The organism is Bacillus sp. SRB_331, from assembly GCF_003264175.1.
In the GTDB taxonomy this organism is placed as follows: Bacteria; Bacillota; Bacilli; order Bacillales; family Bacillaceae_G; genus Bacillus_A; species Bacillus_A mycoides.
In genome coordinates this window covers 1-21,168 of the sequence record NZ_NADV01000048.1, presented here as the reverse complement: position 1 = coordinate 21,168, position 21,168 = coordinate 1, and the positions used below count along the sequence as shown (strand labels likewise).

Annotated in this window: 21 protein-coding genes and 3 pseudogenes; all 24 read left to right on the top strand. The window is 34.6% G+C overall.

Annotated features, from left to right (window positions below; translation table 11 throughout):
• A pseudogene (locus B5P42_RS27900) lies at positions 1-1,839 on the top strand (type VII secretion protein EsaA); the annotation flags it as partial.
• A gap of 40 nt (positions 1,840-1,879) precedes the next feature.
• Positions 1,880-2,374, top strand: a complete 495-nt coding sequence (essA, locus tag B5P42_RS27895; RefSeq protein ID WP_240514177.1) for a type VII secretion protein EssA — start codon at positions 1,880-1,882, stop codon at positions 2,372-2,374.
• A gap of 3 nt (positions 2,375-2,377) precedes the next feature.
• Positions 2,378-2,650, top strand: coding sequence for an EsaB/YukD family protein (locus B5P42_RS27890; RefSeq protein WP_016128393.1), 273 nt, complete (start codon positions 2,378-2,380; stop codon positions 2,648-2,650).
• Positions 2,651-2,653: 3 nt separating this feature from the next.
• Complete coding sequence (gene essB / locus B5P42_RS27885) at positions 2,654-3,829, top strand: type VII secretion protein EssB (RefSeq protein WP_113735761.1); 1,176 nt, start codon at positions 2,654-2,656, stop codon at positions 3,827-3,829.
• Positions 3,807-8,282: a type VII secretion protein EssC gene (essC, locus tag B5P42_RS27880; protein WP_113735760.1), complete on the top strand. Its 4,476-nt coding sequence runs from the start codon at positions 3,807-3,809 to the stop codon at positions 8,280-8,282. The genes essB and essC overlap by 23 nt, the downstream gene beginning before the upstream one ends.
• A 93-nt stretch (positions 8,283-8,375) precedes the next feature.
• Positions 8,376-8,807, top strand: coding sequence for a DUF5082 family protein (locus B5P42_RS27875; RefSeq protein ID WP_002187005.1), 432 nt, complete (start codon positions 8,376-8,378; stop codon positions 8,805-8,807).
• An 18-nt stretch (positions 8,808-8,825) separates the two neighbouring features.
• A complete protein-coding gene (locus B5P42_RS27870; RefSeq protein ID WP_002187006.1) occupies positions 8,826-9,113 on the top strand; it encodes a TIGR04197 family type VII secretion effector in 288 nt (95 codons plus the stop codon).
• A gap of 1 nt (position 9,114) precedes the next feature.
• Complete coding sequence (locus tag B5P42_RS27865; RefSeq protein WP_002187007.1) at positions 9,115-9,831, top strand: DUF4176 domain-containing protein; 717 nt, start codon at positions 9,115-9,117, stop codon at positions 9,829-9,831.
• A complete protein-coding gene (locus B5P42_RS27860; RefSeq protein ID WP_113735759.1) occupies positions 9,832-11,877 on the top strand; it encodes an AHH domain-containing protein in 2,046 nt (681 codons plus the stop codon).
• Positions 11,874-12,362, top strand: a complete 489-nt coding sequence (locus tag B5P42_RS27855; RefSeq protein WP_113735758.1) for a hypothetical protein — start codon at positions 11,874-11,876, stop codon at positions 12,360-12,362. The genes B5P42_RS27860 and B5P42_RS27855 overlap by 4 nt, the downstream gene beginning before the upstream one ends.
• A 142-nt stretch (positions 12,363-12,504) precedes the next feature.
• Positions 12,505-13,014, top strand: a complete 510-nt coding sequence (locus B5P42_RS27850; RefSeq protein WP_113735757.1) for a DNA/RNA non-specific endonuclease — start codon at positions 12,505-12,507, stop codon at positions 13,012-13,014.
• An 11-nt stretch (positions 13,015-13,025) separates the two neighbouring features.
• The gene (locus B5P42_RS27845; RefSeq protein ID WP_113735766.1) at positions 13,026-13,514 is read left to right on the top strand and encodes an immunity protein YezG family protein; all 489 of its coding nucleotides are present in this window, start codon (positions 13,026-13,028) and stop codon (positions 13,512-13,514) included.
• Positions 13,515-14,014: 500 nt separating this feature from the next.
• Positions 14,015-14,596: pseudogene (locus B5P42_RS27840) on the top strand (HNH endonuclease).
• A 15-nt stretch (positions 14,597-14,611) separates the two neighbouring features.
• Positions 14,612-15,079: a DUF6985 domain-containing protein gene (locus B5P42_RS27835; protein WP_113735756.1), complete on the top strand. Its 468-nt coding sequence runs from the start codon at positions 14,612-14,614 to the stop codon at positions 15,077-15,079.
• A gap of 341 nt (positions 15,080-15,420) precedes the next feature.
• Positions 15,421-16,206, top strand: a complete 786-nt coding sequence (locus B5P42_RS32960; RefSeq protein WP_258397553.1) for an SMI1/KNR4 family protein — start codon at positions 15,421-15,423, stop codon at positions 16,204-16,206.
• A gap of 18 nt (positions 16,207-16,224) precedes the next feature.
• Positions 16,225-16,443 (top strand): SMI1/KNR4 family protein, encoded by a 219-nt coding sequence (locus B5P42_RS33450; RefSeq protein ID WP_258397552.1) that lies wholly within the window; start codon positions 16,225-16,227, stop codon positions 16,441-16,443.
• 25 nt (positions 16,444-16,468) lie between these two features.
• Entirely contained in the window at positions 16,469-16,681 is a 213-nt protein-coding gene (locus tag B5P42_RS33445) for an SMI1/KNR4 family protein (RefSeq protein ID WP_370445725.1), read from the top strand.
• A gap of 341 nt (positions 16,682-17,022) precedes the next feature.
• On the top strand, positions 17,023-17,178 hold the full coding sequence (locus B5P42_RS32165; RefSeq protein WP_162790999.1) for a hypothetical protein: 156 nt from the start codon (positions 17,023-17,025) through the stop codon (positions 17,176-17,178).
• A gap of 22 nt (positions 17,179-17,200) precedes the next feature.
• Positions 17,201-17,710: an ankyrin repeat domain-containing protein gene (locus B5P42_RS27820; RefSeq protein WP_025148814.1), complete on the top strand. Its 510-nt coding sequence runs from the start codon at positions 17,201-17,203 to the stop codon at positions 17,708-17,710.
• A 43-nt stretch (positions 17,711-17,753) separates the two neighbouring features.
• A pseudogene (locus B5P42_RS32945) lies at positions 17,754-17,837 on the top strand (HNH endonuclease); the annotation flags it as partial.
• A gap of 17 nt (positions 17,838-17,854) precedes the next feature.
• The gene (locus tag B5P42_RS27810; RefSeq protein WP_113735755.1) at positions 17,855-18,325 is read left to right on the top strand and encodes a DUF6985 domain-containing protein; all 471 of its coding nucleotides are present in this window, start codon (positions 17,855-17,857) and stop codon (positions 18,323-18,325) included.
• Between the two features lie 229 nt (positions 18,326-18,554).
• Positions 18,555-18,860: a hypothetical protein gene (locus B5P42_RS32940; RefSeq protein ID WP_258397551.1), complete on the top strand. Its 306-nt coding sequence runs from the start codon at positions 18,555-18,557 to the stop codon at positions 18,858-18,860.
• 236 nt (positions 18,861-19,096) lie between these two features.
• Positions 19,097-19,606 (top strand): Imm6 family immunity protein, encoded by a 510-nt coding sequence (locus B5P42_RS27800; RefSeq protein WP_113735754.1) that lies wholly within the window; start codon positions 19,097-19,099, stop codon positions 19,604-19,606.
• Positions 19,607-20,455: 849 nt separating this feature from the next.
• The coding region (locus tag B5P42_RS27790) for a T7SS effector LXG polymorphic toxin (protein WP_220089407.1) at positions 20,456-21,168 on the top strand (713 nt) is incomplete at its 3' end.

Genomic DNA, 21,168 nt, shown 5'->3' with positions numbered 1-21,168 from the left:
CCGAAACCGCCAGTAGATCCACCAACGGATCCAGAGAAACCGAAACCGCCGGTAGATCCACCAACAGAACCAGAGCCGAAACCGGAAACAGGATCGAAACCAGAAACAGAAAATAAGCCTAATAGGCCAACTTCTAAAGAAAAGGATCTTCCGCCGTTACCTTCAAGTTTTAGCTTAACGTTTAAGGCGGATCTTGATTGGACCTTGGATGAAGAAATGAAGAAAAACTCTTTTGTCTCTGTTGATTATTCATGGATTGTTAATGAGCAAACTCAAGTGAATGCCAGCTATGCAGAATATATAGATGTAAATAAGAATTTAATATCTGACTTACCTGAGTTATTGAAACAATTTCAAATGCTTGATAGCACTGCACAGCAAATTGTTACCTTATTTGGAAATCCAGAAGATTCCATATCTATTGATAGCTATGCAGATATGATTAACAAAACTGAAAATCAAGAGAAGACTCTCGAAGAGTTGGCAAATCCAAACTCTGTTTATCGTATGTATAACAATATCACAGGTGAACAAAAGATAGATGCTATTACAGAGAAAATTTATGAAGAATTTAAGAATAAAGGAAATCAACTCTATACAGATATTGAAGGCCAAATAAAAAATTTACAAGAAACAATTGGATCAACAACGGATAAAAATCATGATGGAACAAAAAATACATTATATGGAACTTTAAATCTAATGACTGAACCTCAGAAGTTTCTGAATGAAGCAGAAAAGTTAAATAATTGGTTTGTGCAAGCCAATCAACAGATTAATGAAGCGTATCAATCATGGAAAGAAAATGAAAAAATCCAAGAAGAATCTGTAAACAGTGCAGAAAATCAACATCCTGCAGAAAATCAACATCCTACAGAGAACGATACAATACCAATTTCTTCAGAAACAGATAGCTTAGTAAAAGAAATGGAAGATTTAGTTCAGAGTTCAAAGAGCTCGGCTGAAAGTATAGAAAAATCTGCAGCGAAAGCTCATGACATTTCTCCAAAAATTCAGGAGTTGAAAGAAAGTACAGATAATGTTCAGAAAAATGCAGATACTGTTTTGAATAATTTAAATACTTCAGTCACTAAAATTCAAAAGAATACAAGTAAAAATGAAAAATACTCAGAAGAGTTTAGCAAAGTGCTTTCTAATACCAAACGAGGTGGAGCAGATAATTATAAAGTATTCAATTTTCTATCAGCCCCAATTGCTACAAAAGGAAGTTTTGAAGCTACTCGCCAAACGTCTATTATTCCTTACTATATGACGCTTGTTGGAGCTGTTCTTTCAGTGATTACCGGCATTTCCTTATGTCGTACTATTCAACGTAGAGAAATTACGAAAGATATGGTTTTTATTACACCTACAAGGGCATGGCTAAATGTTCCTAATGTTATGAAGGTAACAGGTGTCAGTCTAATTATCTCACTATTCTTTGCTGGAATAACTACTTTTAGTATTTGGAGAGTGTTTAATATCTCTTGGTTTAGTTACACGTTCCTAACTATTTTAGGTGGAACTTTATTAATAACAGGTTTTTCTCGTCAGTTTAAAAATATAACACTCTATGTTTGTGCTTCAATTTTAGGATTATATCTCATGTTAACACCATTATTAGGAATGCATACTCGTCCGGGTAGTATTGTCGATTTATTTTATCGTTTTTCACCGCTTCAAAACATAGAAAATGGTTATACAGCACTAAGCAATGCTATTCATGTTGGATGGGAAAGTTACTTGTTATTGGTAATTATTATTGTTGTGGGAATTGGTACGAATTTCATTGCTTTTCCAGGTGTGAAAAAGTCAGAGAAAGCTGAACAAAAGCAATAACTTATGTTGTTAGGAGAAAGGATGTACGAATTTGGAAAAAATGATAAAACCAAAATTTCTCGTTTTTTCTCTTCTAATTTCTTTTTGTGTGACAAATCTTTTTACTAGTTTTAGCAGTCTAGCTTACGCTGAAGATGGAAAACTAACGATTCATAACAACGTGATTTATGAAAAAGAAAATCATAAAAATAATTATTCTGTTACAGGGATAGAAGATTTGTTTTTAAAAGACAAAAACACAAAAAATAAGGAACTTGAGAAAGAAAATAGAAAGAGTACTTCAGGTATAAAAGAAAAATTATTTCTTACCGCTGAGAGTGTAGAAAAGAAACCACAGGATACAATTACCAAGCAGCTGTTTTCTAAAGACTACCAAGCTTCTAATGAAAATGAAGCAACTGTGGAAGATACCAATTATGAAATTCCTAGATGGACCTTCTGGATACTGTTAAGCATGGGTGTGATTGGAATATTAATTTTAGGCTGGTTATTAGGTAAAAGATTTTCAAACCTATTTATACGGAAAAAGGAGTAAACAATGGCAGAAAGAACAATGATTAATATCGAACTTCATGTTAATGAGCAAATACTTGATTTAACAATACCTAATCAGGTTTCTTCTAATAGATTGAAAGAACTATTGGTTGATTCATTATCTTTAGTAAATATAGAATTGCCCACTCATTTTTCATTGGAAGTAAAAAATAAGCCAATTCATTTAGATGAAAATGTTATATTGGCGAAATATCCATTGGCGGATGGTGATCAATTAGCCGTAAAAGAAATTATAGGGAGTTTGGAGGAACACTAGAGTATGGGGGAAATGAAAAATAGTTTGATAGTTATTAAAGAGGAAACTACATCTACTTTTATTAAAGTGCACTTAACAGCTAATCAATATTCTTTGTCAGGTGTAAAGCAATTCCAGTTATTTTTAAATAAAGCACCACACTTTTTGACTGGAAAGATAGAAGTGGCGAATGAAGAAAAGGTCATTATCACTTATGAAAAAGATGAATTATCTTTTTCGCTTGAACAATATGTTAAAAAATTAGATGCATTTGATCGCCTTCTTTTAGCACAAAAAGTAAATTTCTTAAAAGAATATCTTAACCAACCAGTAACGCCATTTATCCATCCTAAAAATATCTTTATTTTTGGGGAAGAGTTGTTTATTGGTCATCGTGGCGTAATGAATACCGTTATTCCTTATCTTTCAAAAGAAGAAGTATATCTAAAACAATACAAGGCATTACTTCTTTATATTTTAAATCCAAAACTGGATTTTGAGAATCTTATTGATGGGGCCGGTGCAGTCCGAGATCCTTTTTCCGAAAAAATTCAAGAATCTTCTTCGTTTGAAGAGATAGACAAGTTACTAATGGAAACAGTTGCGATTCAAAAGGAAAAAAGAAATGCTACAAGTATACTGGTGAAAAGTAGAAATCACACTGTTTTTAAGTGGGGAACAATTATTCTTGGTCTAGCAACATTAGGTCTTTCAATAGGGGTAGGGATATATTCATTAAATATTGTACCTCAGCAAAAACGAATCATAAGTGCTGAATCAAAGTTTATTTCAAATAATTATTCAGATGTTCTAGATACTTTAAAGGAAGACAAACCAGAGAATCTTCCTAAAAGCGCACAGTATGTGTTAGCAGTGAGCTCGATTCAACTAGATAGCTTGTCTAAAGAGCAGAAAGAATCTGTATTAGGGACTATCTCCCAAAAATCTAATGATAACTCATTACTTTATTGGATCTATATAGGAAAAGGAGACTTTGAAAGGGCCTTAAATATTGCTAAAAATATTGGAGATAATCAATATATTCTTCACGCCTATACAAAAGTTTATGATGTAACAAATGCAGATAACAAGATGAATGGTTCGAAGAAACAAGAATTACTTTCGAAATATAAGGAAGAGATGGAAAAGTACATGAAGTTATTGGAGGGGAAGACGGATGATCAGAAACCTAAACAATAGATTATCTAGTGAAGGTGTACCAATTGATGATCAAATTGTAAATAAAGCGTCTGTACTCTATGATATTTTTTCATTTGGTCATATATTTTCGCATCACGAACTAACGATGTCAAAGCCATCAATTAAGATTGGTAACCATGAAATTTCTTTTGATGGCACGCATTTGTTCTTAGATCAAGATCCATGGACAGGTGATATGAAGGACGGAATTCTCGCGTTACCTCATGAAAAATTAGAGGTTTTAACAACTATCAAGCCGAAAATAAATTTTGTGATTTCTTCTTCAAAGGACTCAGGAATCACCATTCCGACTAAGGCTTTTGCTCTGGTCACATTTAATGAAAAGAATGAAACTTACCAGTTAAATCTGTTTTCAAATGGGGTGTTAGTTTACTTTAATGGAGAGAAAGTAGCTCGATTAGAAAAAGTTTTGTCTGTAGGGGATCAACTTGTTATTGATGGTGTGCTTATTGAATTGAGAGAAAAACAATTTAAGTTGTGTAAGATAACCAATGAATTTTCACTAAATTCTTGGGAGATTATTAACGAGATATTTATTCCAGAATACCCAAAAAATTTCCCTGAATTTAGACGTAGTCCAAGAATTCATTTACGAGAGCCTAAAGAAGAGATAGCAATTCAACCTCCAAGAGCTGAGGAAACTGATGGGAGAAATGAATTATTGCGTACAATTGTTCCGCCATTGGCAATGGTTGTTTTAAGTGGTGCAACGAGCGTATTAAGTAATGGAAACCCTATTATGATGTTAAGCATGGGAGGAGTAAGTTTACTCACGGCAGGGTTCTCTGTTTCAAGTTATATTACGAATAAGAAAGAAGTGAAACAAAAGAATCTTAAGCGAAGTGAGTACTATGAAAAGTATCTTATTCAAAAGGAAAAAGAATTGTCGTTGCTCTCTCAAAAGCAATTTGAAGCTTTAACGTATAACTTCCCTGATATGGATTCATTGTCTTTGATGACAAAAGAATACAGTCCACGAATTTATGAAAAAACTATGACAAATGCTGATTTTATAAGTATTCGTTTGGGTCATGGAGAGATTCAAAGTAGTTATAAAGTCAGTTATCATTCAAGAGAAGAAGATGATGCTTTAAGTAAATTTGCAGAAGAAAAAATTGTTTGGCCACATCAAACGTTAAAAGATGCACCTATTGCCATCTCGATGTTAAATCAAACGTTAGGACTTGCAGGAACAAAAACAGTACTACGAATAGCTGTACAGACAATATTATTTCAGCTTTCCGTTTTACACTCTTATAGAGATGTAGAATTTGTAGCATTAGTTCCAGAAGAAGATTATCAAGATTGTTGGCATGCATGGCGTTGGTTGCCACATTTTCAAATACGGAGCTTAAATTTACGAGGAATTATTCATAATTCACAGACACGTGACATGGTTTTAAATTCGTTCTATCAGTTGTTAACAAAACGTCGGCAACAAGTCAAAGAGGCGGGTAATGAGAAAGTAACCTTTGCTCCGCATTATATGTTTACGATTTTAGACGAGAGCTGGCTCTCTGGGCATGGATTAAATGAATTTTTAGCTGAAGATATGAGTCAATACGGTGTTACGGTCATTTGGGGGAAAGACGCGTTAAACATGTTGCCAGAGACAGCAACCACAGTTATTGATTATCAAAGTAACGAATCCGCGGTATTAATTAATAATAATAATGAGTACGTGAATCAACTTTTTGTTCCCAACCATTTACCTAAAAGTTATCCAATTGAGCAAGCAATACAACGCATAGCTAATTTAGAACATGTTGAGGTAGAGAAAAATGCGATTCCAGAATCGATTGACTTTCTAGAATTATATGATGTGAAAAATGTTGGAGAGTTACATATTGGTGCTCGTTGGGAAAAAGCAGACACTTCAAAGTCATTAGCTGTTCCTTTGGGTGTTCGAGGAAAAGATGACATTGTTTATTTGAATTTACACGAACGGGCACATGGCCCACATGGACTCGTGGCAGGTACAACAGGATCTGGTAAATCGGAAATTGTACAAAGTTATATTTTATCTTTGGCAGTAAATTTTGCACCAGAAGACGTTGGCTTTTTACCGATTGATTTTAAGGGTGGAGGTATGGCGAATTTATTTAAGAATTTACCACATCTTTTAGGATCGATTACAAACTTAGACGGTGCAAGTTCTGCAAGAGCATTACAAAGTATTCGAGCAGAATTACAAAAGAGACAACGGAAATTTGGTGAATTTGGTGTTAATCATATTAATGGGTATACCAAGTTGTACAAACAGGGAAAAGAAATTGCTGATCCTGTAGAAAAGAAAAAATATCCATCAGAACCATTGCCGCACCTTTTCTTAATCAGCGATGAATTTGCAGAATTAAAAGCAAATGAACCAGACTTTATGGCTGAGCTAGTATCAACTGCACGTATTGGTCGTTCGTTAGGAGTTCATTTGATTTTAGCTACTCAAAAGCCAAGTGGAGTAGTGGACGACCAGATTTGGTCAAACTCACGATTCAAATTAGCATTAAAAGTAGCAGATCCAAGTGATTCAAATGAAATTATTAAAACACCTGATGCAGCAACGATTACTCAACCAGGACGAGCGTATTTACAGGTCGGAAACAATGAAATTTATGAACTGTTTCAATCTGCGTGGAGTGGAGCAACTTATAATCCAGATGCACAATATGAAGAAAAAGTAGATGAAAGAATTTGGCTAATTAATCAATTGGGCCAGCACGAATTGTTAACTACAGATTTATCTCAAGATGATGAAGTGTCCATGAAAAAGGAAGAAAAACAAACACAATTGGACGCGATTGTAGAAGATATTGTGATTCATGCTGAAAAAACAAATGCAGTTCTTCCTGAAAAACCTTGGTTACCTCCATTAAAAACAGAAATTGATAGTCCAAAGATTAATGTGGTAACTTCAGGGGATTCGAAAAGAAATCTTTCAGTTCCATTTGGTTTGATGGATATTCCATCAAGACAAGAACAAATTGACTTTTTACTTAATTTAGAAGAGTTGAGTCACCTTGCAATCTATGGATCCCCAGGATTTGGGAAATCCACTGCATTACAAACTCTTGTAATGAATTTATCAAGAATTAACAATCCAGAACAGGTCCAGTTTAATCTATTTGATTTTGGTACGAATGGTTTACTTCCAATAAAAGATTTACCGCATGTGGTGGATATTGTTCGGTTAGAGGAAGAAGAAAAACTGATGAAGTTCCTCAAACGAATTCGCAAAGAAATTCAAAGTCGAAAAGACGCATTTACAGAGTATGGTGTCGCAAGTCTGTCTCAATATGAAGAGAAATCAGGAAAGCAGTTGCCAGGGATTGTTACCATTGTTGATGGTTTTGACTCAATTAAGGAGAGTCCTTTAGAGGAAGCTATAGAATCTGTGTTAAATCAGCTTTTACGAGAAGGAGCAAGTTTGGGACTCTATGTAGTTATGACGGTTCTTCGTACGAACAGCTTCAGAATGAGTATGGCAAGTAATATTCCATCACATATTGGGCTATTCCTTGTGGAAGAAGGTGCAATTCGAGATGTTGTAGGACGTGATGCTTTGATTTCGCAAGAAATTGTTGGACGAGCGCAAGTCAAACTAGACGAGCCACATGAAGTTCAAATTTATTTACCAACTCATGGAAAAAATGATATTGATCGATTGAATAATTTAGAGCAAGAGATTGCACAGATGAATCAGCAATGGAAGGGCACACGTCCTACCAAGATTCCGATGTTATCTAAAACGATCTCTATGCATGATTTTTATATAAATCCACAGGTACAAGAGATGTTAAATAATCTACAACTACCAATTGCTCTAAGTAAAGAAACCACAAATGTCGTTGGTTTTGTACCAGAAAAACATGGTTATTTTGTGATTGGAGACGATACGCCACAGCAAACGGAATATATTGAGCGTATAATCGTTCAAAACTTCAAACATTTTGAAGGGAAAGCACAAAGAATTGTGTTTAATGGGAGCGAACGATTTGGCAGATTCAAAGAAAGCTTCGATGTGATTGTATCAGATATGGAGTACAGTACTTTTGTTAATGATCTAATGAGTGAAATTGAAGAAAGAGAGACACAAAGTGAAAATCAACCGATGTTTGTGTATATTCCAGATGCGCAAATATTTGGAGATAAAACATTTATTTCGGATGAAACATTCAATAAATACTTAAAAAATGGTTCTAAAGTAGGTGTTTATTTCATTTTCCACGGCAATCAAAAACAAATTGAGAACAGTTATGATGAATTTAATAAACGATTACGAGCAAATATTCCAGCAGGGATGATTGGAACACGTTTAGCTGATCAAGGATTGATAAATGTGAAATCTAGTTATAGTGAACCAACAGTGGAATTAGATGAGTCTCATTTCTTTGTTGGACGAAATGCAGGACGAGTGAAATTAGTTAGTGAGTAGATCAATTGATCTGTGAGTGGTGTGTATGGCTGAGTAGTTACAAACAGAAAGATAGTCTTGATAGGGAAATAGATTTTAAGGAGGGAAAACATTATGGCTCAAGAGGAAGATAAAGCCAAAGAAGCTGCACGAAAAGCGGATATCCATGCAAGTGTTGATCGATTTAAGGCAAGTTATGATAGTAAAATGGCTAGCCACAGGGCAAATGCCCAAAAGTTAGAGCGCTTAAAAGCCGCAAAGAGATCTTTACAGGGAGAACTTCATCATTTTGATTCTTATAAGAAAGAGTTTACCAATTTAGGCAGGAGTCTAACAACAAGCCAGTTCAAAGGAACACGTCGTGATAAATTCGATAAAAAATTAGAAGAAATCACAACAGCGCTTGATGCAGATAAAGAGAAGCACAATGAAAAGCTACACTCGATGAATAATAAAATCATTCTATTAGAAATGGATCAGTCTATAATAGGTGACGCTATTGCGAGCATTTCAGCAAGTATTAGCGGTTTGCGTGCTATGTTATAGAAAAAGGAGAAAATACCAATGGGGAAAATAGGTATAGATAAAGGGAAATTTACCGGAGCAGTCACAAATGCAGAGAGCGCAGTTAATCAGATAGAGAAAGTTCCCTCACCGAAAATTACCAAGAATAATCTATCTCGGTTGACGGGTTTTCAAAATTTAGTAGAGAAAGCCGGAACAACTTTAGAAGCATTTAAAGGAGTATCTTCTGCTGACACAGGCAAAATGAAAGCCGTCGCGGACAAAATTGTCGATGAAGATGCTAAAATGGCGAATGTAATCCAACAAAACACAGTGAGGTTCAAATAATATGGTCGAATATAACAAACGAGAACTTTTAGAAGTTGTTTTACAAAATGACAAAACATTAGATTTAGAGATTACTGACGAACTATTACAAATGGGTAACTTGCTGGGGAATCAGCCTTCCCTTTTTCGTGAGGTTTACAAGGCGTTTCGAAATCAAGAAGATGTCTTTGAAAACAAACCAAAAATCGGCGCGAAATTCTCAGTGACGTTTGATTATCCGAATGAGACAATTCGTTTTGAACGATTAGAAACGCAATTAGATATTCCATTTTCTCAATTTTTACGTTTGATGGGTTTGATTGATGCGTGTTATAGTGAAATTTTGCCGCTAGGTACCGTTGTGGAATTGGACGTAGACATGATGCCAGAAGTAATTCAAAATATGTTCAAGAATAGTGAACTCGGAGAACTCGTGGTTTTAACAGGGCGCAAAGTACCGTTAAGAGAGGGATTTAACGATTATGTGGTAGATTATCTTGGTTACTTGTGGCCGTTTGGTGAAATGAGTAACACACCAGCGATTTATGTGTCCAATATGATGATTAAGCGAGTTGTTTCACCTGGGATGACGAATGAATGGGAAGAACAATTTGCTTTTACTTTCTTACGAAGTATGCAAGTAGCAAATGGCAAGCTATCCAGTGCCTTTTTACCACTAGATAAAGCGCTTGCCTTCTATGAAGCTATTCATACTTCACCAGAAAGAGAGGCGGATTAAATGGGCTTTCAAGTAGATTTAAAGGAATTCCTTGAAGTACTGGCAAAACTCCAAAAAGACACCGGTAAAACCAATGAAAAACTTGAAAAAGCCAAAAACGCATTGAATGGGATTATACAAGCCGATGCCATGCAGGGTGCAACAGGAAAAGCGATTGTCGACGACATCAATAATAACCAAAATACAGTTGTGACCGGATTGGAACTTGCCAATAAATCCCTCATTATGGAAATGGTACAAACCTTACAGGATTTTCAGTCAACAACGGGAGAAACTGATGAGAATGCGGTTATTCTGGAAGATGCATTGCTTCAAGCGCAAAACAAACTTTCCAATCTTCAACCCAAGAAACATGAAATGGATAGTCGCATCTCTAATATTTACAACAGCGTAAGTGATTTGATTTCACTGAGTATGCCGAACAGCCAGTTTGATGAAAAACTGGTTGCAGCCAGCAAAGAACTAGAGGATACGATTCAAAAAGTACAGCAATTTGAAAGTAAAAAAGAAAAAAGCAATGCGGAAGAAATTCTCAATACCCTAAACAAACAAGTTCAAATGGCAAAAGAAGTGAGTAGTTTATCTTATACTAATCCGCAACTGCAAGCCTTCTTTGCACAAGATGCGTTGGCAAAAGGCATTCATGAAATGGATACACAAATCACGAAGGCGGAAAAAGAAGCGGAACTGCAAGCTGAAAGAGAAATGAAGAAAAAGCAAGAGGAATGGGCGGAACATCATCCAGTGGAGGCTTGGCTTCAAAACTTTTCTAAGAGTGCTGGTGAGAAATGGGATGTATTGAGAAAAGGCACAGAATGGGTAGGGGAGAACATTCCTTTCCTGAAAGGACTTGCTGATGATGCCTTGGTGTTGGAAGGTTTTTTAGGGGCGGCAGGATCCGCTATTAGTGGGATAGCGATAGGTGCAATGAAGGTAACTTACCTAGCCTTAGAGCTTGGTGAGTGGGGCTTTAATTCGATACGCGGCGTAGAAACAGAACAATGGAAACTGGACGATATTTACGGAGCAGGTAATACGATAAAAAATCTTGGACAAGCCATCATCAGCTGGCAAGATTATCCTAAGTATGGTAAGGCACTAGTTAACTCCGTAAAAGGTTATGTAGAAAAAGCATTAACCGATCCTTATGCTCTTGGCGGCGCAATATTTGATATTGGTAGTTGTTTTATCGGCGTCGGTGAAGTAACCGCCGCAGTGAAAGGCGGAAAACTCGCACAGGGTGCAAAAGTCTTTCAAGTAGCAGAGAAAAGCGGTAAAATAGGTGGTAAGTTGGAAGAAATAATGGCATTTACGAATAAGTTGCCGAGTAGTATGAAGAATGTCGTGGAGAAAATTAAAAATATTGAGATCCCGAATTTATTCCGTGAAACTGCGGCAGCTGGCGTAGGGAGTGTAGAGGAAAGAAAAACACTTGGAGAGTTATTCTCTGTTGCTAAGAGTGAAACTAAGGGTACGGGTGATGGTAGTAGGCTTATTCCTGGTACTCCTGGTAAAGTAACAGGTGGAAGTTCTTCAAAACTTGGTAAGAATATGTTCGAAGAAATGGGGCTACGTCGATCAACCAAACGTTCTCCTTATCAAGCACAACATATTATTCCTGCTGAATTCAACGGGCATCCAGTTATTGAAAAAATAGGAATGGACATGGATCATGCTTCCAATGGATTTTTCCTTCGTGTTCCTGATGAGTACGTAAGCTCAACTTCGCGTCATCAAGGTTATCACTCTGTTTATAGTGATTTTGTTGAACGGAAATTAGATGGAATAGATATAAATCAAGATATTAGTATTATTGAAAAACAAGTGTTTGAGTTACAACAAAAGCTAAGGAAGCTTCAAGAAAAAGGATTGCCACTCTATATGACGAATGATTATCTACAGAAAGAATTGAAAATACTAAAACAAAAAGGTTTAGATGATTATTTGCTTGACAGAGCCAACAATAAGGATAGAATTAGACCTGTTTGGGGCAGAGGTGGAGGAGCAACAATAGACTTATGGGAAAGGTGGTTTAATAAAATATGAAGTATGGAATTCATACTAAATTGGTTGAAGAAGTTATTCGATTTGCAAATTCTATGCAAGATATTCAAAAGACAGTGGTCCCTGAAGATGTTGCTATTATTAATGATTTTATTGAGGCGAAAAAATTTGCTTTTTATGAGATTTTTGGTGAGGATGAATACACATGGTCAGATATTAGGCAAATTGAAATGGGGAAAGTTAAGGGGAAATTGTATAAACTAGACCCTAGTCAAAAACCTAATGGTTTAGAGGAAGTGACAGAAGAAATTGCTAATGGACTCAGAAACCAACTTACGGACTCGTATAGTGATTTTTTTGAGAATGTTGTGGTAGATTTAAGAAATTGCGCGATAAATCGCGCGATAAATGGTCAAAGTGAAAATTTTTACGAACAAATTTTCAATATTTACAAAGCTGGTGGTTTTCCTTGTGGCTGGAAAGGCGATTATCCAGACAACGGAAAAATAATTGCTTATTTTGTATAAATTTGTTATCTAAAGTAGCTTTGTTAAAAATACAGATATTTATAAAATACTAAATTAATAAACTTAAAGTACTTGTTTCCTACGAGAAACAAGTACTTTTTATTTTAAAATTACAACATAGGGTACGGGTAATCCTCCTAAGATAACGGAAATAAAAGAGGAGGATCTTGGTAAGCATATTATTAAAGGGAAAAATGGAAGGAAAGAACTTGCACCAAACGTGCGCTATATCACTGAGGATGGTTATAAATATACAACAGATAAGCTTGGTAGAATAGTAGATGTTGAGGCAGAAGAACTAATACTTCAAAAAGGAAAACGAAATACAGGAATGCAAGTGGCTGCAGGACGAGAAGATAGGTTGCCTGATGATGATGGGGGTCACTTGATAGGAACACAATTTCACGGATCCGGTGACATTGATAATTTAGTCGCTCAAAATAAACAAATTAATCGTTCGGGTGGAGAATGGTATAATATGGAGAAGGAGTGGGCTAATGCATTAGGTGGAAAGCCCCCTAAAAAAGTGTCAGTAAAAATTGAACCAGTATATACAGGTGATTCACTAAGACCAAGCTATTTTGAGATAGTGTATAAGATCGAAGGGAAAAGGCTAAGTAAGAAGACTATTAAAAATCAGTTAGGAGGTTGAGTATATTGAGTATGGAAAAAGAAATGAATCAAATATATAGAGAGATTACTGAAACAGTTAATGAAATGATTCCAGAAGAATGGAGAAAGTTTTGTTTTTACGCTCAAATATCAGAAACAGGTGGAGGAACTTACTTTTTCTATAATACACTCGAGGATGAACAGAGCTATAAGTATAGTTTAGAAATTCCTTATGGATACGAGATTGATAAAGAATACTATAAACTGAAGGATAGAACTTTATTTGAGTTAAGTGATAAACTAAGAAAGGTTTTTAAAGATAATCAACAAGAACTTTGGTACTCTTTTACACTATCTCTTGATAGCAATGGAAAGCTGAAGGTGCATTATGATTATACCAATTGGTTCGATACTGATTATAGTTTTGGTGACCAGTTAGTTATTTGGGAGTATAAATACTTAGGAACAGAACCAGATGATAGTGAAAGTAAGGATTTAATTAGTAGGTATTTAGATGAGTATCCAAATAATCCAATTTAGTTAAATAGAGCAGGATAGGAATACTCAGTTGACCAGAGACAAAGAGGTAAGACTACAGAAAAAGACAGAAAAAAGAATGGACTATTAAAAAAGTAAGTACTCCATGATGGTTGTACCATCATAGAGTATTACGTGCAATGATAAAATAGAAAAAGAAGTACGAGCTTAAGCGATATGACACTTTACTGGGTGATGAATATAATCACATGGAATGTATATTAAACTAAAGAACACGTACAAGCTCGTAAGTTTTAAAGTAGTAGTTGTCACGACATATAAAAGGTGTCATATCGTTACTATAAAACTTACAAATTTATGCTACTTAAGAACAGATGAACTTAAAGCACTTGATTGTCATTTATGGCAACAAGTGCTTTTTTCATAGATATATTAAGACTCAATAAACAAATAAAGTATAGATTGTATATACGGATTGATAAATAAAATAAAATAAAATAAGTCGTGAATATTATATAATTGAAATTAAACTAGCAAAAATTGTGGACAACATATTCCCCTTCATTAAAGGTGTAGAAATATTACCAAATGGAAGCGTAAGTAGATACGGGGGAACAAATTCTAGGGAAAAGTAAAAGAAGCACAGTGGCATCTCTAAAGCGAGTATTCAGGGTAGAACCTCGAATTTGGAGAGTGGTGGTGTTAAGGGTACGGGTAATAGAGATGCTGATATTCCACCAGCCTTCAAGCGAGAGGAATTTGCTAGTACATATGATTCAAGATTCAAGCAAGCACCCGCAGAAACGAATTCAAATGTCGTTTTTGAAGGGGCTAGAGGAAATACTGCTAGAGATTATAATTTTAAGCAAGCAAATGAAAGGTTAGCAGGTCAGCTTAATAATTCACCAGAATTGGCAAACCAATTTGGAATGGAAGCTGGTGGAATTACGGCAAAAGATATAGAAAAATACCGAGTAAAAAATAAATTAACATGGCATGAGTTAAATGATGGAGTTACTATACAACTTGTGCCAACAGAAATAAACGCCAAATTTGGATATCTTGGTGGAGTTGGTGAAATAAACGCAGGAGCTTTTGAACCTGGAGGATTTGCAAATAAATAATAAGGAGATTATAAAATGACAATAAATGATAAAGTTTTTGGAGAACTTGATTATCAGTATACATGGGTAGGATACAGAACCATAAAGTTTTTAGGAAAGGACACGGAGATAGCATTACTAATTGGAGGAGAAGATGATGGTAAATTTGATGAAGGTCAATATGTGGCATACAACTCATTAATGGATAATTGGGAACAAATCCAACATAGCATATTACAACCAGTTTTAGATTATTATAAAGAAAAAAGGCATGAGCTTGGTTATGATGTGGCATTTAATGAGGATTACCCATTAATTGAGACAGTTAATCAATTAATAGAACATATAACATTAGTAGGTATTTCAATTCCGTATGATTTCCTTCGCGATGGACGTGATATAGGAATCTCATTTGATTGTACATGGGATGAAGAAAATGGTTTAGGAATTCGTCTTATAAATGAAAAGGTAGATGAAGTAGGTTATCAAGATGTCGCTATTTAAAATAGGGTATTAAAAAGTACAGACCTCATGAAGGTTGTACTATCAAAGAGTATTATGTGCAATGATAGAATAGAAAACGAAGTATGAGCTTAGGTGAGATGACATTTTATTAGGCGATCAATATAAATGCATGGAATGTATATTAAACTAAAGAACTCGTAAGTTTTAATGTAGTAGTTGTCATGACATATAAAAGGTGTCACACAATAACTTGAAAACTTACAAATTTATGCTACTTAAAAACAGATGAACTTAAAGCACTTGATTGTCAATTAAAGACAACAAGTGCTTTTTGTTTTGAGATTACAACATAGGGTACTGGTAAAATTGATTATGATGAATTGAAAGTACGGCTTAAAGAACGTTATAAAAGATTTGTGGATGATACGAGACAAAATATATCACAAACAAGTACAGAATTGCTTCCAAATGAGTTGAATCATGAAAAGTTTGGAAGGTTGCCCAATGCAAAAGGAGACAATATAACAGGTCACCATATGCCGCCTAATAAATATATGCAAGAAGAGTTTGAGATTAAAACTAAAGATAGTTATGCGATGTTCTTAGAGCATCCGCATCCAGGACAAGGTGGATGGCATAGGAGAACTTTTACATATGGATTGAGTAAAAGAACAAGGCCAGAGGATTTTGATTTATATATGTCTTTGAAGCCATGGGATTCTCTAGCGTTTGATATTAATGATTTAAGGCGAATTATGAAAGAAGATGGATTATATAACAAAGAAAATAGAGAGAAGTTTAATGTGATTTTTCCTCAAGATTACAAAAATTGTGTAATGAAATATAATGGTGGTCATCCAGTACCGAATATATTTTTCTTTGAAGATGGAGGAGAAGGAGTTTTTGATTGCCTACTAAGCTACACGAATGAATATATTAGCATAACAGTTACTTATGATATTATCACACCATACATCCCAAAGGGAATAATACCCTTTGCTACGGATCCATTCGGTAATAAAATATGTTTTGATTTTAGAAATGATAAACACTCACCAACAATAGTTTTTTATGATAGCGATGAGTGTGATGAACAAGCAATTGAATATATTTGCAGTACTTTTACAAATTTAATAGATTCGTTGCATTTTAGTGAAAACGAATGAGTCGGAGGTCGATGAATTATGAATCTTAATTTTGAATATACTTTCAAACAAATTAAAGCCGAAGATATAGAAATCTTTGAAAGACTTAATGGATTAGAACTACCAGAGGACTATAAGAGTTTCTTATTAATAGATAATGGTGGTAAATCTAATAGAAGAAGATTTACCACGAAAGATGATGTAGTTACGTCATCAATTATGATGTTTTTTTCCACTATCAGAGGAAACAGAAAATAATCTACAAAATTCTTTAAATTATTATATTAAGGGAAATAAATTTCCTTCTAGACTTATTCCAATAGGAAAAGATCCAGCTGATAACATTATATGTATGTCAATCCATGGTAGCGATATAAGTAGTGTTTATCACTGTCATACCTATCAGATAAAAAATGAAGCGGAATTAGAAGCAAAGTTTATTAGGGAAATAGCTTCTAGTTTTACGGAATTTATTAATAAACTTTCTGAGAAATAGAATTGTATTGTCAGAGGGCGAATTTGTAAAATACCCACATTAGGTACCGTTGGTTGAGTAGGTAGAAAAAGAGCAGTGACGGATTGTATAATCCATTATTTGAATGAAAGTTAAACAACGTTATCGAATGAACCCATCACTCAACCAATAACACATATAACCTCTTTGTAAAGTACAGAAAAAATAGACCGGACTTATATCATGACAACAAGAACATACAATCAACAAATCAAACCCTTTATAATTTGATAAACACGCTTGCTAAGCTTTCAAAGGCTCGTTCCAACTGAACGATGAGGAGGAATGAGCTTTTTTCATGACTAAAAATAAAGGAGGAAAATTTGACTTGGGAACCAAATGCTGTAATAGGACAACACAGTTTTGATGCTTTGGAGGAAGTAGTGAGTTGGTTAAGAGTTGTTGAAGCAATAGACGGTGACTTTGATGATATTGTTGAAACTCTTAAAGATTTAGGGGACATAGTTAGTACAAGATAGTAGAGATACAGGAGGTAATGTTATGGATGAAAAAAGTTTAAATAAAACAATAAGGAATGCAATTAAAATTGGTGATATTAATGAAGTAAAACGTTTAATAGGAGATAATCCAGAATCTTTACATTCAATGACACCATTTGGTACGTGGTTACATGTAGCTGTCAAGAAAGGACACCTTGAAGTGGTTGAGTATCTAATTAATAAAGGTATAGATATTGAAGCTAGAGGTGGCACATTTGATGCTTCTGCATTAAATTTGGCAGCAGGAGAGGGGCATTTGGAGATAGTAAAGTATTTAATTGAGGCTGGTGCAGAATTAGATGTGAGCTTAGCAAAAAGAAATCCATTATTTGGTGCGATTTATGGTGGACATAAAGAAGTAGCTGAGTTTCTAGTTGAAAAAGGAATAGATATTTCAATTAGATACACTGGAGAAAATATTAAAAATATGGATGCTTATGAATATGCTAGAGAATTTGGGCAAACAGAAATTGCTGAATATTTAAAGCAGAAGATGGATGAAAAAGAATAGGCTGTTAAAAAGCACATACTCCATGACGGTTGTACCATCATAAATAAATGGCAAATTTGGGCATCTTGGCGGTGTAGGAGAGATAAATGCAGGAGCGTTTAAGGCAGGAGAATTTGCCAATAAATAGAAAGGAGAAAATTCAAAATGAAAATAAATGATGCAGTTTTTGGCGAACTTGAGTTTAATAATTATGATTGGATTGGATATAAAAACATTGAGTTTTTTGGGAACAAAGTTAAGGTGGCGTTAATAGTCAGGGGAGAAGATGATGGTCAGTTTGAGGAAGAACAATATATGGCATATAATTTTTTAATAGAAAGATGGCAACAATTACAACAAAGTATTTTGGAGCCTACATTAGATTATTATAAACAAAAAAGATATGAACTTGGTTACGATGTTGAATCTAACGAAAATTATCCTTTAATAGAAACAGCTACTCAAATTCTCGAAAAAATAACCTTAGTTGGAATTTTTGTTCCAGATAATGACCTTATCGACTTTCTTGATATCGGACTTACGTTTGACTGTACATGGGATATGGAAAATGGATTAGGCCTTTGTCTTGTGAAAGGTGAAGTAACTGAGGTAGGTTATCAGGACGTTGCAATTTAAGCATTACTATTTGTAAGGGATACACATAATAGAATATAAAAAATTGGTTTTTTGGAAATTGATAGCAAAGACAGCAGAGATAGATACTAGAAATCTCTGCTGTTTTTTATGCAAATGGAAAAATTAATCTTGAAGGTTATTTCTATCGTACATACTATTGAGGTCTTTTACTAAAGATATTGAATTTGTAAATCCATCTGGTAAGAGTACGGGTAATAGTAAAATCCAATTGGGTAAAGAAGATTTGGATGCTCTACGGAAAAAGTGGAATGTTCCAGAGACTAATACAATAGCAGTTGGTAAAACAGATGTAAAAGGCCTTAGGGATTTGGCTTTTGAAGGAGGGTCTACAGAAGTTAGAAAAGAAGCTGGACTGCCTTCATTGGATACAATCTTACCAAATAGAGAGAGTAGGGCCCCATATGACCATATAAAAAATCCTAAGTTAGCACAGTTTACAAGACATGCTGAAGAAGGAGTTTTAAATGAGTTTGATTATGCTATAAAAAAGCAGGAATCGAACCAACGGAAGTAACGGGTACACTTAGAATTCATCAATCTAACCCAAGAGGTGTATGTAATAAGTGTAGCAAAGGATTACTGAAACCTTATCCTATTGAAAAGAGTGATATATTTTATCAAGCTAGCAAAAAATATCCTAACTTAACAATAGAAGTAACATCGGAGATTGATGGCAGTGTTAAAACTAATGGATTGTTATCTTTTGTTTTTAAAGATGGAAAGATTATTGAATAATTTAAGGAGGAAATCATGGGTAATATATTAATCGAGAATTTACAAAAAAAAGTTAAAGTAGGCTTTGTTTTAGCAGTTGCTGAAAGAGTATTTTCTATAATCAGCAAGGATGATGAAAGATATCCATATGGAAGGGAAGCCTTGGACAAATGTTGGTTATGGGTTGAATCTCATGCTGTTACTGGGGATGAATTATATGAGCTTATTGATAACGCAGACTTTACAGGAATTTCAGAATTTGCAGAGGAAGAAGAAGATTTGAATATTGCTAGGATCTGGTCACTATTAGTTGATGCTGTCGCTTATACTTCTTGGGAAACCTATAAAAATGAAAAAGTAAAATATTTACCACAGTCATTAGAAAGTATTACTACCGATAGTATTACAATTCTCTTAAATAGTGCAGTGGAAACCAGCTTTATTACTGTAGAGGAAATCAAAGAAATGGAAACAGTTATTAATAATAATTGGAGTACAAATACTGAAATTCCAACAAAAAGAGAAGATTTTATAAAGATATTCTAAGTAAGTAATAAATTTGGGGAGCTTCCAGAAGTAAAAGGTGACAACATTACAGGACATCATATGCCATCTAATAAATATATGAATGATAAATATGGTATTGAGGCAGATGAAAGTTATGCTATCAACTTAGAGAATCCACACCCGAGAAGGGGTGGAAGACATAGACGGACTTTTACTTATGGGTTGGGTTCAAGAACAAGACCAGAAGATTTTAAACTGTATATGTCTTTGAAATCACGAGATGCTTTTCCCTTTTTTATGATTTTTGGTGTTAATTCATCCAATGAATAGCAATTATTTTGTATAATTCTAAAAAATTTGACCATTTATTAATATTCCCTTAACATTACCTTATGCATATATACGATATAGCAAGTAATCCTCTTTATCTTGACTCTATATATTTATTGTTTCCTTTTGCAAAATCCTTATGATAAGGGTTCTTTTTTGTTCCATTTGGCTTGGAATCTATTCAGAAATCTGTGGCCTTTTTCTTATTTCGTTTTGACTGATATTTCCAATCATGTTTTTTCTTAGAAACAGTTGAAGAAACTACCTGGGGATCAGTCGGGATACGTGTCATTTAGAGTCAGCCATTATTTTATCAGAACTATGTGGGATATATTTTTTTAAAAGTATTGATGAAATAGTTAAGAATTCGCTGTTTTTTTTCGCATAAAAAAAGAACCCACTATAAGATGAGTCCTTTAGGGGATTGCTTCGTGTAAAGAGTGATATGTCTAATAAACATATAAAAGAAGATATAGGTTACTACATATATGTACATTAAGAATTTCAATAATGGATTTAGGGCGATGTTGCCGTGCCCCAGAAAGAGAGGCGGATTAAATGGGCTTTCATGTAGATTTAAAGGAATTCCATGAAGTACTGGAAAAACTTCAAAAAGACACCAGTAAAACCAATGATCAACTTGAACAAGCCAAACAAGCATTGAATGGCATTATCCAGGCCGATGCCATGCAGGGTGAAACAGGGAAAGCGATTGTCAACGACATCAATAATAACCAAAATACAGTTGTGATTGGTTTGAAAGATACCAATGAATTACTTAGTATCGAAATGGCGCAAACCTTACAGGATTTTCAGTCAACAACGGGAGAAACTGATGAGAATGCGATTATTCTGGAAGATGCATTACTGCAAGCACAAAACAAACTTTCCAATCTCCAACCCAAGAAACATGAAATGGATAGTCGTATCTCTAATATTTACAACAGCGTAAGTGATTTGATTTCACTGAGTATGCCGAAAAGCCAGTTTGATGAAAAACTGGTTGCAGCCAGCAAAGAACTAGAGGATACGATTCAAAAAGTACAGCAATTTGAAAGCAAAAAAGAAAAAAGCGATGCGGAAAACATCCTCAATGCCCTAAACAACCAAGTTCAAATTGCAGGGAATATGGGTAGTTTATCTTATACTGATCCGCAACTGCAAGCCTTCTTTGCGCTAGATGATTTGGCAAAAGGCATTCATGAAATGGATACACAAATCACGAAGGCGAAAAAAGAAGCGCAACTGCAAGCTGAAAGAGAAATGAAGAA

What these genes read in the sequence shown, in the direction of transcription:
- B5P42_RS27810 (WP_113735755.1), top strand. Translation starts at nt 17,855, where the DNA reads ATGAAAATAAATGATGCAGTTTTTGGCGAACTTGAGTTTAATAATTAT.
- essA (WP_240514177.1), top strand. Translation starts at nt 1,880, where the DNA reads ATGATAAAACCAAAATTTCTCGTTTTTTCTCTTCTAATTTCTTTTTGT.
- B5P42_RS27875 (WP_002187005.1), top strand. Translation starts at nt 8,376, where the DNA reads ATGGCTCAAGAGGAAGATAAAGCCAAAGAAGCTGCACGAAAAGCGGAT.
- B5P42_RS27820 (WP_025148814.1), top strand. Translation starts at nt 17,201, where the DNA reads ATGGATGAAAAAAGTTTAAATAAAACAATAAGGAATGCAATTAAAATT.
- B5P42_RS27855 (WP_113735758.1), top strand. Translation starts at nt 11,874, where the DNA reads ATGAAGTATGGAATTCATACTAAATTGGTTGAAGAAGTTATTCGATTT.
- B5P42_RS27870 (WP_002187006.1), top strand. Translation starts at nt 8,826, where the DNA reads ATGGGGAAAATAGGTATAGATAAAGGGAAATTTACCGGAGCAGTCACA.
- essB (WP_113735761.1), top strand. Translation starts at nt 2,654, where the DNA reads ATGGGGGAAATGAAAAATAGTTTGATAGTTATTAAAGAGGAAACTACA.
- B5P42_RS27800 (WP_113735754.1), top strand. Translation starts at nt 19,097, where the DNA reads ATGGGTAATATATTAATCGAGAATTTACAAAAAAAAGTTAAAGTAGGC.
- essC (WP_113735760.1), top strand. Translation starts at nt 3,807, where the DNA reads ATGATCAGAAACCTAAACAATAGATTATCTAGTGAAGGTGTACCAATT.
- B5P42_RS27835 (WP_113735756.1), top strand. Translation starts at nt 14,612, where the DNA reads ATGACAATAAATGATAAAGTTTTTGGAGAACTTGATTATCAGTATACA.
- B5P42_RS27845 (WP_113735766.1), top strand. Translation starts at nt 13,026, where the DNA reads ATGGAAAAAGAAATGAATCAAATATATAGAGAGATTACTGAAACAGTT.
- B5P42_RS27865 (WP_002187007.1), top strand. Translation starts at nt 9,115, where the DNA reads ATGGTCGAATATAACAAACGAGAACTTTTAGAAGTTGTTTTACAAAAT.
- B5P42_RS27890 (WP_016128393.1), top strand. Translation starts at nt 2,378, where the DNA reads ATGGCAGAAAGAACAATGATTAATATCGAACTTCATGTTAATGAGCAA.
- B5P42_RS27860 (WP_113735759.1), top strand. Translation starts at nt 9,832, where the DNA reads ATGGGCTTTCAAGTAGATTTAAAGGAATTCCTTGAAGTACTGGCAAAA.
- B5P42_RS33450 (WP_258397552.1), top strand. Translation starts at nt 16,225, where the DNA reads ATGAATCTTAATTTTGAATATACTTTCAAACAAATTAAAGCCGAAGAT.